General features: G+C 41.1%; 10 protein-coding genes. 7 read left to right on the top strand and 3 right to left on the bottom strand.

Going from position 1 to position 15038, the window contains the following annotated elements; translation table 11 throughout:
- Window positions 1–40: 40 nt before the first annotated feature.
- The 3 genes from MKO06_RS16805 to MKO06_RS16795 are packed head-to-tail and all read right to left on the bottom strand — an operon-like array spanning window position 41 to window position 7828.
- The gene (locus MKO06_RS16805) at window positions 41–1702 is read right to left on the bottom strand and encodes an OmpA family protein (protein ID WP_241552401.1); all 1662 of its coding nucleotides are present in this window, start codon (window positions 1700–1702) and stop codon (window positions 41–43) included.
- A 12-nt stretch (window positions 1703–1714) separates the two neighbouring features.
- Window positions 1715–2647 (bottom strand): PorP/SprF family type IX secretion system membrane protein, encoded by a 933-nt coding sequence (locus tag MKO06_RS16800; protein ID WP_241552400.1) that lies wholly within the window; start codon window positions 2645–2647, stop codon window positions 1715–1717.
- 24 nt (window positions 2648–2671) lie between these two features.
- Complete coding sequence (locus MKO06_RS16795; protein WP_241552399.1) at window positions 2672–7828, bottom strand: T9SS type B sorting domain-containing protein; 5157 nt, start codon at window positions 7826–7828, stop codon at window positions 2672–2674.
- 182 nt (window positions 7829–8010) lie between these two features.
- On the opposite strand from MKO06_RS16795, the gene MKO06_RS16790 reads away from it, so the two are divergent.
- From MKO06_RS16790 to MKO06_RS16760, 7 genes are all read left to right on the top strand, one after another.
- A complete protein-coding gene (locus tag MKO06_RS16790) occupies window positions 8011–8889 on the top strand; it encodes a tetratricopeptide repeat protein (protein ID WP_241552398.1) in 879 nt (292 codons plus the stop codon).
- Between the two features lie 46 nt (window positions 8890–8935).
- Window positions 8936–10288: a UDP-N-acetylmuramate--L-alanine ligase gene (locus MKO06_RS16785; RefSeq protein WP_241552397.1), complete on the top strand. Its 1353-nt coding sequence runs from the start codon at window positions 8936–8938 to the stop codon at window positions 10286–10288.
- 61 nt (window positions 10289–10349) lie between these two features.
- A complete protein-coding gene (gene radC / locus MKO06_RS16780; protein WP_241552396.1) occupies window positions 10350–11048 on the top strand; it encodes a RadC family protein in 699 nt (232 codons plus the stop codon).
- Between the two features lie 11 nt (window positions 11049–11059).
- The gene (locus MKO06_RS16775; protein WP_241552395.1) at window positions 11060–12349 is read left to right on the top strand and encodes a polysaccharide deacetylase family protein; all 1290 of its coding nucleotides are present in this window, start codon (window positions 11060–11062) and stop codon (window positions 12347–12349) included.
- Complete coding sequence (locus MKO06_RS16770; RefSeq protein ID WP_241552394.1) at window positions 12336–13025, top strand: YjjG family noncanonical pyrimidine nucleotidase; 690 nt, start codon at window positions 12336–12338, stop codon at window positions 13023–13025. Before MKO06_RS16775 ends, MKO06_RS16770 begins: the two co-directional genes overlap by 14 nt.
- Window positions 13026–13067: 42 nt before the next feature.
- Window positions 13068–13616: a hypothetical protein gene (locus MKO06_RS16765; RefSeq protein WP_241552393.1), complete on the top strand. Its 549-nt coding sequence runs from the start codon at window positions 13068–13070 to the stop codon at window positions 13614–13616.
- A gap of 1 nt (window position 13617) precedes the next feature.
- The gene (locus MKO06_RS16760; protein WP_241552392.1) at window positions 13618–15027 is read left to right on the top strand and encodes a DUF5723 family protein; all 1410 of its coding nucleotides are present in this window, start codon (window positions 13618–13620) and stop codon (window positions 15025–15027) included.
- The last annotated feature ends 11 nt before the right edge of the window (window positions 15028–15038 follow it).

The following is a 15038-nucleotide window of genomic DNA, read 5'->3' as shown; positions in this document are numbered from 1 at the left end:
TTTCAGTTTTTGATTGGTTAGTTAGTATCGATCGGAAAAATTAGTTTTCGTCTTCGTTCTCCATACCTGATCCCGAACCTTTATTGTTGTTCGACACCACGAAGGTACTTCTACGGTTTTTAGCATATTGCTCATTTGTACATCCGGTAGGTTCTGTACAGTCATTTACAGGTCTGCTTTCACCAAATCCTTCAGAAGTAAGTCTGCTTCTGTCTATTCCTTTATTAACCAGGTAATCTACAGTGGAAGCAGCTCTTCTTTGTGAAAGATCCATGTTATACTTATCGCTACCTCTTGCATCAGCATGAGATTCAACTTTCACCTTGATGCTTGGGTATTGTTTCATGTAAGTTACAACAGAGTCAAGTACTGGCTCAGATTCTGGCTTTATGGTAGACTTATCAAAATCAAAGTAGATCTTGCTTCCATCAACCGGAATGGTTGGAAGGCCAGAAGTTGGATCAGTCTTGGTTGGAGCCTTGATGATCTCGTTCTCTTCTCTAACGAACTGGTACAGGTTGTCGGTACCTCTTCTGTTAGATGCAAAGAAACCTTTTTCGTCTCCTTCTCTGATTACGAAAGCAAAATCATCATGACCACCGTTGATAGAACCTCCAAGGTTCTCAACTTCAGAAAAGTCACCTTCAGTACGGAAGATATCCATATTACCAAATCCCTGGTGTCCGTCAGAAGAGAAGTAAAGTACTCCCTCTTCACTGATGAATGGGAATTGTTCTCTGTAAGGAGTGTTAACTCCAGACCCTAGGTTTTGAGGAGTTCCGTAAGTACCGTCAGCATTTACGTCTACCACGTACAGGTCAAAAGATCCGCTTCCGCCTGGCATATCACTGGCGAAATACAGTTTAGAACCATCTGCACTTAAAGTTGGGTGCTCAACCGAATAATCTTCACTGCTGAAAGGCAGTTTTTCGATATTGGTCCACTCTCCGTCAACATTCTCGGCGCGGTACAGACTTATGTGTGCAATACGCATTCCTTCTTCATTCTTTACACGGTCTTCGTTGGTCCTGTCAAAAAACATTACCATCCCGTCCTGGCTGAAGGTAGCAGAACTTTCGTGCTCATCGGTATTGATGGCATCAGAGAACAGAACGATATCGCTCAATTCTCCCTCGTCGTCCATTTCAGCACTGTAAAGATCCAGAGTTGGAAGTTTGTTCCATGGATAGATCGGGCGCTCCTGATTTCTTGTAGAAGCAAAAGCTACCCTGTTGTCTCCGTAAAACGCAATTCCGAAGTCTGAAGAAGACGCATTATTGATGATCTGGTCATACTTGAATTTGTGAGGAACCAGGGTGTCCAGTTCTTCAGCAAATTCTTCATGATTCCAGGATGCACCAGTCACTTCATTCATATACTCATCAGCCTTTACATAGTTGCCGTTCGCCATAAGCGCATGAGCATATCTGAACTTGTATTGGTTATCTACATTTCCTGAATGTCTCAGGAATAGCAACTCATACACCTCGGCAGCATTTGCCATCTGGTTGGTGTAGAAATAGGAGTCTCCAAGATTCTGAAGAACTTCCTGAGATTTATTGTTTACGTTCTCATAAGCATCTGCCGCATCAACGTAGGCAGCCTGGGCGAAAAACTTGTTTCCATCCCGGATATCCGACTTTTGAGCAAAAGCAGAAACGCTTAAAGAAATTATTAAAAGTGTACTATATAATTTTTTCATGTTAGTCGGGTTTTAGAAGAATCTAGGTGATTTGTCATATCCTTTTTTAAGACCGAACAGATCGAGATCGAATAATAACATGATCTCGTGTGATCCGTCTCTGCTTAGGTCGTAGGTTGGATAATCGTAAGCGTAACCAATTCTAAGAGCTGGTGAAATCCTAAAATTCACCAATCCTGTTACGGTTTCGTCAAAACGGTAACCAATTCCGGCTTCCAGGCGATCGTATAGCAATACGTTTGCATTAACGTCTATGGAAAGCGGTGCACCTTGAACTCCTCTGGCCATGAATGAAGGCTTCAGTTTGAAGTTATCACTGATTCCGAATACATAACCACCGGTAAGGTAGTAGTGAATCTCTTCGGTACCTCTGTTTAAAAGACCTTCGTTGTTCTCAACATATTCTGAAGTGAACAGGTTGGGAGCCGACACACCTAAATAGTGCTTATCTCCAAACCAGAAAGCTCCTACACCAAAAACTGGGAAAACTTCATTCTGATTTTCAAAAGCCGGGTCATTAGGATCATTAAGATCTAAACCGGCGATATTGGCATCCCAGGTAGTTAAACCTGCTTTTGCTCCGAATGATAATTTGGTTCTTTCTCCAGCTGGAATAACATATGCGAAATCTGCAGTGATGTTGTTTTCCTTGATCCAGCCACCAATTTCATCGTGAACTACGGTTAAGCCTAATTCAACTCGCTCGCTGATTGGGGTGTGGGCGAAGAAGTTGAAGGTACGTGGTGCACCTTCAACATCTGTCCATTGAGCTCGATAGATTCCTCCCATATCCAGCATACCAGGTTCATCGGTAGCGTAGGCTGGGTTAATCACACTCATGTTATACATGTACTGAGTGAAAAGGGGATCTTGCTGAGACATACCTTTTATTGAAAAAAGGATAATGCCTGCGAATATTAAATATTTTGTGATTCTTTTTTTCATTACTTTTTCGTGTTTATCCTTTTATTATCTACTTAAGTATACTTTTCCTCTTCTAGGAGAAGTAACCCCGTCATTGAAGTCAAGTAGGTAGAAATAGACTCCAACTGGTAAAGTATCATCGCCTAATGCTCCAGACTCGGTGGTAGTACCATCCCAATCTGGTGTGTTGGCGTTTCCTTTGTATACTACTTTACCCCAACGGTTGTAGATCTCAATAGTATAATTAGGATATTCTCGTTCTATATTTTCGATATCGAATACGTCATTTCTTCCATCCCCGTTTGGAGAGATACCTTCTGGGAATAGAAGCGGACATCCTTCGATGGTTACTGTTACGGCTAATCTAGCTGAACTATCACAATCTGTTGCCGGATCATATAGAGAAGCATAGTAGGTGACTCCATCCTGTAGAGGAGTTCCTGTGCTTAATGATTCAGTTCCGTCTGCAGTGGAGAACCAGGTAACATTTGATGTCTGGTCTACCGCATCGTTAAGATCTGCAATGGTCGCATCATCATACTCACAGAATACCGGATTGGCATCATCGATCGTTGGTGTTCCAGGATCGTTGATCGTAACGGTGAATGATGCTGCTTCAGACTCACATCCATCCTGAGGAGTCAAAGTAGCATAATAAGTACCCGCTACTAATTCATCTTCTTCCATTACCATCATGGTTAAATCTTCATCGGTATAGAAAGTAAGATTTGCATTTTCAGCAATCAGGTCTAATCCTGTTGGATTCTGGATCGCACAGAAAGAGATGTCATTAAGTTCTGGTGCATCGGCAGCTTCAAGCACAGTGATTGTGAAAGTAGCTGTATCGTCTCCACAATCGTTGATTGCAGTAACAGTGTAGGTTACTTCATATTCACCTGCTTCGAAAGCTGAAGGATCCATAAGTCCATCAGTGATCACTTCGTCGTTATAAGTGAATTCTCCATCCATGTCAGCATCAGCAGAAAGGAATAAATAAAGATCCTGAATTCCAGCGTTCATACAAACGTCGAATTCCATATCCTCACCTGCGTAAGCAGCATCAGTAACAGTGATAGAGAATGTGGTAGTTCCCTGAGAACAACCTTCTCCTCTTACTGTATAGGTGATATCATAAGTTCCTTCTCCAACAACTGAAGGATCGAATGTTCCATCATCGTAACCTGCGAAACTTCCGCCTTCCAGAGTTCCGTCTGCCAGGTAATCTGAAAGATTAACTGCGTCGTCACTTAAGCATAGGCTTTGATCCCCTGGCTGCTCGATTTCGATTACATCGGCTTCAAAAATAGAAGCTGTTAAGGTAACTGAAGAAGCACATCCACCTTCAGATGTTAAGGTATAAACTGTAGAGAAGTCTCCAAGTCCGTCTTCATCAGCCTGGTATTCGGCAATGACTTGCTGAATACTTGGACTAAAAGTTCCAGTTCTGGCTACTCCATCGTCCAACAGGTTAAGGTAGAAGTTTCTAACGCTAGCGATGTCAGGGAATAGATCCTGAACGTCCAGCACGCATACATCGGCTGTTGTATCGGTTCCGATATTTGCTGGTTCTGAAACAGTGATCGTGAACGTGGTTGAATCACTACCTGTTACACAAGGAGTTGTTTCATCTACTGTGTAAGTAATAGTATAGGTTCCATTATCTACTGAAGTAGGATCGAACATATTGTCCATAACACCTTCTCCTGTAAATGTTCCACCTTCTATAGCGTTTTCATCATTATTCATCAATTCGCTAAGATCGATTACATCACCGTTTGAACAAGCATCAGATATGTTATCGAAATTACCTGCATTTGCGGTTAATTCCTCAGGACAATCTGTAATAATTACCGTTACTGTTGCTGAGTCTTCACAATTTCCATTGGTTACTGTATAAACAAATTCACCAGGAGCATCGGTTGCCGGATCGAAAGTTCCATTTCCAGGACTCCAGGTTCCGCCCATCTCTGGGGTTCCCCCTAAGAAATCGAAAAGTTCAATAGGGTCATCAGTACTACTTAATTCTACAGTAGCATCTTCACCAGCATCTACACCTTCGATTACCGTAATAGTAAAAGTTGTTTCATCACTACTGGTGACACATGGTAAAGTATCATCTACCGAGTAAGTGATTGTATAAGTGCCAGGTCCAACGGACGGATCAAAAGTATTGTCTGTTACCCCGTCTCCAGAGAAAGTTCCACCTAAAGTGGCTTCTGGATTGTTGTTAGTAAGATCGGTTAGATCAATTGAAGCATCATTTGAACATACATCAATTATATCATCAAAACTACCAGCTTCTCCTGGTCCTTCCTCAATTACTCGAATCGTAAGATTTGTTGAATCTGTACAGCCATCAGTTGTAGTAATAGTGTATGTGACCGTAAAGTCTCCTAATCCGTCTGCATCGTTCTGAAATTCATTAATAATTTGAGCAATTGTAGGATTAAAAGTTCCGGTTCTTGATACGCCATTATCTAATAGATTTAGATAGTATTTTCTAACTTCATCGTTTGATGTAAAAGTAGTAGGGACATCATCCTCGCAAACTACTCCAACATTATCATCACCAGCAGCTCCTTCACATTCAGTTTCTGAATCAACCGTAACAGTTACCGTTGCCGAATCTTCACAATTTCCATTGGTTACTGTATAAACAAATTCACCAGGAGCATCGGTTGCCGGATCGAAAGTTCCATTTCCAGGACTCCAGGTTCCGCCCATCTCTGGGGTTCCCCCTAAGAAATCGAAAAGTTCAATAGGGTCATCAGTACTACTTAATTCTACAGTAGCATCTTCACCAGCATCGGCGCCTTCGATTACTGTAATAGTAAAAGTTGTTTCATCACTACTGGTTACACATGGTAGTGTATCATCTACCGAGTAAGTGATTGTATAAGTGCCAGGTCCAACAGACGGATCAAAAGTATTGTCTGCTACCCCGTCTCCAGAGAAAGTTCCACCTAAAGTGGCTTCTGGATTGTTGTTAGTAAGATTGGTTAGATCAATTGAAGCATCATTTGAACATACATCAATTATATCATCAAAACTACCAGCTTCTCCTGGTCCTTCCTCAATTACTCGAATTGTAAGATTTGTTGAATCTGTACAGCCATCAGTTGTAGTAATAGTGTAGGTGACGGTAAAGTCTCCTAATCCGTCTGCATCGTCCTGATATTCATCAATAATTTGAGCAATTGTAGGATTAAAAGTTCCGGTTCTTGATACGCCATTATCTAATAGACTTAGATAATATTTTCTAACCTCATCATTAGATGGAAAAGTATTCGCAACATCATCTTCGCACACTACTCCAATATTATCATTACCTGCTGCACCTTCACATTCGGTTTCGGTTTCAACACTAACAGTTACAGTTGCTGAATCTTCACAGCCAAAATCGTTACTTACAGTGTAGGTGAACGTGCCAGGTGTATCAGTAGCTGGGTCGAAAGTTCCATCTCCAGGACTCCAGGTTCCTCCCATATCTGGAGTTCCACCTAGCTCATCGAATAAGTTAATTGGATCGTCTGTTGGCAGAAGATCAACTATGGCATCCTCACCAGCATCGGGTGATGGGTTCACAGTAATTTCTATGTTCGCCTGATCGGTACAAGTACCATCATTTACAGTATAAACCAAATCATAAGTTTGAGGAAGACTTCCAGATGCAAGATCGTTCTGATATCGAGCATACACGATAGCAGGATCTGGTGAAAAAGTTCCGTCAGTATCTCTTCCTTCAAGAAGCGCCGCAATTTCATCAGCAAAATCGGCCAGGTTTTCCAAATCTGAACTACAAAGCGTTTCAGAAATGTCATCACCTGCATTAGCCTCACTTACAAAAATGGTAAATGTAGTTGAATCGCTTCCTGTGGTACACGGTGCGCTAGTTTCATCTACTGAATAGGTTATCTCGTATTCGCCTTCTCCTACAGAAGGGTCAAACTGGTTTTCAGAAACACCGGTTCCTGAAAAAGTTCCGCCAGTGGTGGCTTCAGAATCATTGTTTGTCAATGCAGTTAGATCGATCATCATATCTTCTGCACATACATCATTTATATCATTAAAACTACCAGCTTCAGCCGGTGTCTCTTCAATAATTCTAATTGTAAGATCTACAGAGTCTGAGCATTCATCTTCTCCAATAGTATAGGTTACGGTAAAGTCTCCAAGGCCATCTTCATCTGCTTGATATTGAGACACAATATTGGAAATAGATGGAGAGAAGGTTCCATTGCTTGGTACCCCTTCAGCTAATAGATCTAAGTAAAAGTTTCTAACGGCATCTTCACTTGGGAAGGTAGTAGAAACTTCAGGTTGGCAAACCACTCCTACATTATCTTCTCCGGCATCTGGGCCTTCGGTAATAGTTACAGTAACCGCAGTTCTATCCTGACTCTCACATGGAGGAAGGGAAGAATTGGTTCTGTTTACAATTTGAGATGCGTAATAAGTAGCGCCGTCTACCAGTGGAGTTGAAGGGTCAAGGAATGGATTGGAAGTAGCAGTGCTATACCATCTGTTAATTCCTTCTGCCTCCAAATCGGATACGGTCGCTCCTTCGCAATATACCTGAGCAGCTTCAGCTGCAGGTGCAGTTGCTAATATTGGGTTGTACTGTATAGCAATTCTTGACGAATATTCACAGCTGCTTGAAGGGTCGTCCTGACCGATAAAATAACTGTTTCCATCAACAAGAACAGCATTATCTGGTAATTCATTGGTTCCAAATTCGTCCTCCTGTCCAAAAACATTGATATCGTATCCAGACTCTGAAGTAACCACCAGGTTTTTTAGGTCTCCAACGGTAGTTACGTCTTCTGAGCTGTATTCACATGGCTCATAAAAGTTTCCGAAAGTTGTGGTTGGTGGTCCTAAATCATCAACGGTTACAGTTACTTCCGGTCTGGCATTACAGTTTCCGGAATTATTTCCGGCGAAGTAGGAGCCATCTTGAAGTATCTCGTCACTTGGAATTGGTACAGTTGAAGTTGCAGTACGGTACCATTGTACTCCGTCTCCGTTAGGAGTCGCTTGTAGGTCTGAAACTCGGGAAAGATAGCAGAAGTTTTGGGACTCCTGTTCCGAAGTTACTGTGGGGCAATTTTGGGCTTGGGCCGCTGGTAAATTCCCAACAAATAGAATAAAGGCGAAAAGGAACCAATTAATTCCCTTCCTCCTAAAAGTAAAATTTTGCATAGGCTAGGTGTTAAATTCAAAATTATTATTCGGTTAAAACTCAATAAAAGTTGCACAAATATTAAAATAATTTTTAATATGCCGAGTTGTTTTAAGGAACATCTTAACAATTATTAGGATATTAGGCTAAATAGACTCGAACACAGGGCTGTATAGTGGTTAAATTTAAGAAAATTTTATTTATGTTAACAAATTTTAAGTATATCATCGGGATAATATACCTCTTTGTAGGTACGGCGGTGGCTCAACAAAATTTAAATGAGGCAAAAAAACATCTGGAAGAGGGAAAAATTGAAGAAGCCAGGGAATTGCTTGTCCAGTACGAAGATGATCTGGAAGCTATTGAATATTTAGGAGATATTGCCAGTTTTGAAAAGGATTGGGATGCGGCTATTGATTATTATAAAGAATTAGTTGAAGCGGAGCCTAGTAATGCCATGTATAACTTTAAACTTGGAGGGGCTATGGGAATGAAAGCCTACTACGGTTCTAAATTTCAGGCAGCGCTGCTTATAACCGATGTTAAAAATTATCTCAAAAAGGCCGCAGAGCTCGACCCAAAACATACCGAAACCAGGCGGGCGTTGGTTGAATTATATATGCAAATCCCCGGTTTTATTGGAGGCAGCAAAACAATTGCGCAAAGTTACGCATCAGACCTGGATAGACTAAATGAGGTGGATGCACTTCTGGCAGACGCTTACATCTACAAAATCGAGGATTACCGGGAATTAGCAAAGTCTAAGTACGAAAATGCCATAAGAACCGCCGTTCGAAAACCAAATTTGATTACCCGTAATTATTTGAAATATGAACTTGGGGAAGCTTCAGCTATTTTCGAAGTTCAGTTGAAGGAGGGTAAACAGCTTCTTCAGGAATATATCAATGATTACGGTTATAAAGACTTAAAGTCTCCTGCCTGGGCTTACCTGAGGCTGGCTCAGATAGAGAGATTACAGGAGAACCAGAAAGCAGCTCTTGAGCATATTGAAAAGTCTCTGGCCATAGAACCCGGATTTGAAAAAGCTATTGTAGAAAAACAAAAAATTCAGCGATTGTAATTCCTTTTACAGCATTTTCAAACTCTTATCTTTGCAAAAAAAAATTATGAAGGTTCATTTTATTGCAATAGGAGGTAGCGCAATGCATAGTCTGGCAATTGCATTAAAGAAAAAAGGCTATGAAATTTCTGGTAGTGATGACGCTATTTTTGAGCCTTCCAAATCCCGACTTCAAAAATTTGATATCCTGCCCGATGAACTGGGTTGGTTTGAAAACAGAGTACATGGGGATCTCGATGCAGTGATCCTTGGAATGCACGCCAGGGAGAATAACCCTGAATTGCTTAAAGCCCAGGAGTTGGGAGTTCCGGTTTATTCCTATCCAGAGTTTATCTATGAGCAGTCTAAAGAAAAAACCAGGGTGGTCATTGCAGGATCACACGGTAAAACAACAATCACTTCCATGATCCTTTATGTGATGGACTATCACGATAGACAAATCGATTTTCTGGTGGGTGCTCCTGTGATAGGAATTGAAAATCCGGTTCATCTTACTGCCGAAAACGATTTTATCCTTTTGGAAGGAGATGAATACCTTTCTTCACCTATAGATCGCAGGCCGAAATTCCATTTATATAAGCCAAATATTGCCTTGCTCAGTGGAATTGCCTGGGATCACATCAATGTGTTTCCTACCTATGAGAACTATGTAGAGCAATTCAGAATATTCGTTAACTCTATTGTTAATGGAGGTATCCTGGTTTACAATGAGGAAGATGCTGAAGTAAAGAAACTGGCCGAGGAAACTGAAAACCCTATTCGGAAACATCCATACCAGACTCCCTCCTATCATACTCAGGATGAGGTGACTTACCTGGATGTGGCAGAAGGTGAGCTGCCATTAGAGATCTTCGGAAAGCATAATATGAATAATCTGGCCGGTGCCAAGTGGATCTGCCAGCATATGGGAATTGATGAAGATGATTTCTATGAGGCTATAGCAGGCTTCGAAGGGGCTTCCAAACGACTGGAAAAAATAGCCGAAAGCGATTCTAATATCATTTTCAAGGATTTTGCTCATAGTCCTTCTAAAGTTAAAGCCACAACGGCAGCCGTAAAAGAGCAATACGCGAATAAAAAGGTGATCGCGTGCCTTGAACTTCATACGTATAGCAGTTTGAATGCTGAATTTTTAAAAGAGTACAGGGATTGTCTTACTTCGGCTGATGAAGCCATCGTTTTTTATTCTCCAGATGCTGTACAGATCAAAAAACTGGAACCGGTAAGCCCTGAACAGATAAGGGAGGCTTTTCAGAAACAAAATTTGAAGGTTTTTACCAATTCTGAAGATCTGGAAGATGAATTGACACATCTCGATCTCAATAATTCAGTCCTCCTATTAATGAGCAGTGGGAATTACGGTGGTTTGGATCTGGAAAAATTGAAAGATTCGATCTAAGGCATTCAATTTCAATAATTTTAAGGCCGAAATTATTTTCAATGTTTATCTTTAGCTCAAGATGGACAATGAAAAAACCAAGCTTAGCATCAAAAAATGGGCGGAAGATGACCGGCCCCGCGAAAAATTATTGCAAAAAGGAAAGTTGAGCCTTAGCGATTCTGAATTGATCGCGATCCTGATCGCTTCCGGCAGCAAGAACGAAACGGCGGTTGAGCTTGCTAAACGCATTCTTTCTTCAACTTCTAATAATCTTAACCAGTTAGGTAAACTTTCAGTTAACCAGCTGTGTAAGTTTAAAGGCATTGGTCCGGCCAAGGCGATTACTATTGTCGCAGCCCTGGAATTGGGGAGAAGGCGCCGGCTTGAAGAGGCACTTGAGCAAAAGAAGATCAGCTCAAGCCTGTCGGTTTTTGAGATTATGCAGCCAATCATCGGGGAGCTGGCCCACGAAGAATTTTGGATACTTTACCTTAATAATAGTAATAAGGTAATCGAGCAATTCCAGATTAGCAAAGGTGGAATTACAGGTACTCTGGTAGATGTTAGGATCACTTTGCGAAAAGCGCTTGAGCTTGGAGCGGTTTCCCTTGTCCTGGTCCATAATCATCCTTCCGGAACCTTGACAGCCAGTGAGGCCGATAAGCAGCTCACCAGAAAATTAAAAGTCGCCGCCGAGAGTCTGGATATTAAAGTGCTGGATCATCTTATTGTTACTGAAAAGTCCTACCTTAGCTTCGCCGACGAAGGAATTCTTTAAGCACTGCCCGCATGCTATTGATTTATACTCAAAAAGTCACACCCAGGATCATGTATGTGTTCAAACATCTGTGTTCACATTTACTGGGAATCCCTATAAAATTCACTTCAAAAATTGAAGAATTCATCGCTCACGAGGGGGCTAAAATCAGTTATGGTAAGCAGGCTCTTGGAAATGAATTTTTTATTCAGAAGGTGGACCTTTTAATGGAACAGGGATTTTCTGAAATTGAGATCAAGATACAAACCTGGGACGATACCGTATGCTTTTTTCCATTGCCCGAATCCAGTGATCTTCCATTCGATATTTTTGCGGCATCCTTTTATTTATTAAGCCGTTATGAGGAATACTTGCCGCATGTAAAAGATGAAGCAGGCAGGTTTCCAGCAGGTGAAAGCCTGGCCGCCCAGGAAAGTTTTCTGCATAAACCCGTAGTTGATATCTGGGCATTGAAATTTCTTGAAATTCTACTGGACCGTTTTCCTGACCTGGAGTATACTCCAAGAAAGTTCAGAACCGGGAGCATTATAACTTCTGAAAACACATTTATTTATAAAAATAAAGGATTTTTAAGAAGTTTTATGGGGATGATGCTGGACCTGTTTAGTTTGCAGTTGGGTAAGGTAGTGGATAGGCTTCAGGTATGGACAAGGCTTAAGGATGATCCACATAATATTTTTGAAGACCTCATTGAGCTTATCAAGGAGCATAATATTTACATGATTTTTATGTTCCAATTAAGCGATTTCTCCATTCACGATCGCAACATAAGTCATAATCGTATTCCACACAGGGCAGTGATCAAATCGGTTGCAGATTATGCCCAGGTTGGGCTGCTGGTGGGTTATTATGCGATGGAAGATATTCAGAATTTGAGAAAGGAGAAATTAAGGCTGGAGGAGATCGTTCATAATACGGTTGATCATGTGATGAATTCAAAGTATGATCTCAAGCTACCAGATCATTATAACTCCCTTACCGAACTTGAGATCACAAATGATCATTCCATGGGGTACCCTGAAAAATCGGGTTTTAGGGCCGGAACCTGTTCCCCTTTTCTTTTTTACGATATCAATATGGAGGTGACCACTCCGCTAAAAATACATCCTTATGCTTTTAACTCTCAAATCATCAACACCACCAATAAAACAAAGGTGATGGAAGAATTAACCAGGATGCTGGAGGAGGTGAAGGCGGTAGATGGAAAGTTCAGGGCGGTTTTTAAGAACAGCGATTTTTCTGCATATTCCGATAAAGACTTATATTATTCCTTTTTAAAACATATCCATGAAGCTGAATGAAGTAACCGATGTTTTCTTTGATCTGGATCATACGCTGTGGGATTTCGAACGAAATTCGGCCCTGGCTTTTAATGAGATCTTCAATAAACAGAAACTGGACCTGAACCTGGATGATTTCATGAAGGTATACAAACCAATAAACTTCAGATACTGGGAATTGTACCGCAATAATTCTGTAACCAAGGAAGCCTTAAGGTTTGGGCGTTTGAAAGAAAGTTTTGATGCTCTTCAATTCGAAGCCTGCGATGCAACTATCAACCTTATCGCGAACGATTATATCGAATATTTGCCAAAGAACAATCACCTTTTGGAAGGCAGTAAGGAGCTTCTGACCAATCTTCATAAAAGATATAAATTGCATATCATCACCAACGGTTTTGAAGAAGTTCAGCATTTGAAAATGCGAAACTCGGGTATACAGGAATATTTCAGTACGGTAACCACTTCCGAAGAGGCGGGTGTAAAAAAGCCGCATCCACAGATATTTGAGAAAGCTTTGATAAAAAGTAGCGCGGTAGCTCAAAATTCGGTGATGATCGGGGATAACCTGGAGGCAGACATTGTAGGTGCTTCAAAATTTGGTTTTCATGTGATCTATTTGAACCCTGATAGAGAGGTTGGTCAGCACCAATTTGCTGAAATTCAAAAGTTAAAAGAGGTTCTTAATTATTTATAACAATAAAGAATAGGTATTTTCGTTGCCATAGAAAGCCCTTAAATGTTTCGACTGAAGTTAATAATAGTCCCCACGCTCATTATTAGTTGCCTTAGTCTAACTTCCTGCTTTAAAGACGTTGATTTTGGACAGGCACCAGATATAGCACTCGAACCAGACCTGCAGGTAGATCTTGCCTACTATGAGCTGAATGAAACCGACTTTTTCGATTCAGAAACCAACCTATATACTCCTTTAATCAGAGACACGCTTCGCCTTGAATTCCTGGACGACGACTACATTCAGGATGGATTGATGTTTGTTGAATTTCGATTCAGGCATGAAAACCGCTTTCCCTTTCCGGTTAGGAGCAATATCAAGTTTTTAAATGAAAATAACCGCAGGGAGTTTAGCATTGCCTATACGATTCCTGAAGGTTCAACGGCTATGCCATCGGTCGTGGATACTCTTAAGGTTATGGAGGGCAATGACATTAGAAACGTAAGAAGATCTATTCAAATGGTGATGGAGTTGGATATCCTTGGCGGTGGCCAGGAACTGGAAGGAAGTCTGGATTTTTCTTCAAAAGGCTTATTCAGATTCGAATTCTAATATGCAGAAAATCCTTGTTATTGTCATCTTTTTACTCTTCGGAATTAGCCATTCCCAGAATAGACCGCTGCTGTATAATGTAGATGACCTTCCGCAAGCGCTGCTTCAAAACCCCGGAACCCGAATCGATTTTACCAGACATATAGGGGTGCCTTTTTTTTCACAATTTCATGTTTTTGCCGGTAGTACAGGAGTTACGGCTTATGATGTATTTGCAGATAATGATACCGACATCAATGACCGCATTAGAAGGGTGATGAATGATTTGTCCTCCGGTGATTTCTTTTCGGTTAATCAACAGCTTGAGGTCCTGTCTTTCGGCTGGAAAATGGGTCAGCGGGGCTATTTCTCGGCTGGAATCTACCAGGAGCTGGATGTATTCGCTTATTTTCCTAAAGATCCAGCGGTTCTGGCTTTTGAAGGAAATGCCGATTATATTGGTGAGAATTTTGATTTTTCGGATGCCAATTTCACCGGGGAAGTTCTTACCGTCTATCACGCTGGCTTTACCTACAAGCTCGATCCACAGCTTTCCATAGGCGGAAGGGTAAAATTATATTCTGGAATTTTCAATGCTGAAAGTACACAAAACGAGGGAGTGTTTAGAACCGATGCTACGCCTGGTGGTTCAAATTTTTACAGGCATACTCTGGAAGGACTGGATGTGATGGTTCGCACATCGGGCTATGCCTCTTTAAAGGATGAAGAAGGGATGACCGTAGACCAGGCCGTGGCAGAATTACTAAGGAGGTCCTTTTTTGGGCAGAATTTTGGATTAGGTGTAGATCTCGGCTTCAATTATAGACTTACGGAGCAATTCGCCATCAATGCCTCCATTCAGGATCTTGGGTTGATGTTTCATCAAAAAGATGTGGAGAATTACCAATATTTTGGTTCCTATTCTACAGAGGGTATAGAACCTCTTTTTCCTGAGCTGGACGAAGATGAAGCCACCATTCCTTATTGGGATATTTTCGAGGAAGAATTAGATGCAAATTTGTTGGATGAAACAACCACTTCGCCGTACAACACCTGGAGGCCTTTAAAATTTAACGCTTCATTTGAGATAGGTACTGGTAAGGCTATTCTTCCTTGTGATTACCTAATTAGTAAAAAGCCAAGATACATGAACCTTTTTGGGATGCTGGTTTCGGGTGTTAATCGTCCTAAAGGTCCTACCTATGGTGTTACTACCTACTGGGATAGAAAATTAACAAATAATCTGCGATTTCGTGTAGCTTATGGCGTGGATGAATTTAGTCTCACCAAAATCGGATTGATGGCTTCTGCACGTTTAAAGAATTTTAATTTCTATCTTGCTGCCAACGATATTATTGGTTATACTAATTTAGCCAGGGCAAATTCTGCTTCGATGCAATTTGGGATGCAATTTATTTTTAAAGATCTATGAGAATTATACTT

It is taken from the genome of Christiangramia oceanisediminis (assembly GCF_022570735.2).
GTDB lineage: Bacteria > Bacteroidota > Bacteroidia > Flavobacteriales > Flavobacteriaceae > Christiangramia > Christiangramia oceanisediminis.
This window is presented reverse-complemented; position numbering and strand designations above follow the sequence as displayed.

Excerpts from the sequence above, each read along its gene's own strand:
- MKO06_RS16805 (WP_241552401.1), bottom strand. The coding sequence starts at position 1,702 with ATGAAAAAATTATATAGTACACTTTTAATAATTTCTTTAAGCGTTTCT.
- MKO06_RS16800 (WP_241552400.1), bottom strand. The coding sequence starts at position 2,647 with ATGAAAAAAAGAATCACAAAATATTTAATATTCGCAGGCATTATCCTT.
- MKO06_RS16795 (WP_241552399.1), bottom strand. The coding sequence starts at position 7,828 with ATGCAAAATTTTACTTTTAGGAGGAAGGGAATTAATTGGTTCCTTTTC.
- MKO06_RS16790 (WP_241552398.1), top strand. The coding sequence starts at position 8,011 with ATGTTAACAAATTTTAAGTATATCATCGGGATAATATACCTCTTTGTA.
- MKO06_RS16785 (WP_241552397.1), top strand. The coding sequence starts at position 8,936 with ATGAAGGTTCATTTTATTGCAATAGGAGGTAGCGCAATGCATAGTCTG.
- radC (WP_241552396.1), top strand. The coding sequence starts at position 10,350 with ATGGACAATGAAAAAACCAAGCTTAGCATCAAAAAATGGGCGGAAGAT.
- MKO06_RS16775 (WP_241552395.1), top strand. The coding sequence starts at position 11,060 with ATGCTATTGATTTATACTCAAAAAGTCACACCCAGGATCATGTATGTG.
- MKO06_RS16770 (WP_241552394.1), top strand. The coding sequence starts at position 12,336 with ATGAAGCTGAATGAAGTAACCGATGTTTTCTTTGATCTGGATCATACG.
- MKO06_RS16765 (WP_241552393.1), top strand. The coding sequence starts at position 13,068 with ATGTTTCGACTGAAGTTAATAATAGTCCCCACGCTCATTATTAGTTGC.
- MKO06_RS16760 (WP_241552392.1), top strand. The coding sequence starts at position 13,618 with ATGCAGAAAATCCTTGTTATTGTCATCTTTTTACTCTTCGGAATTAGC.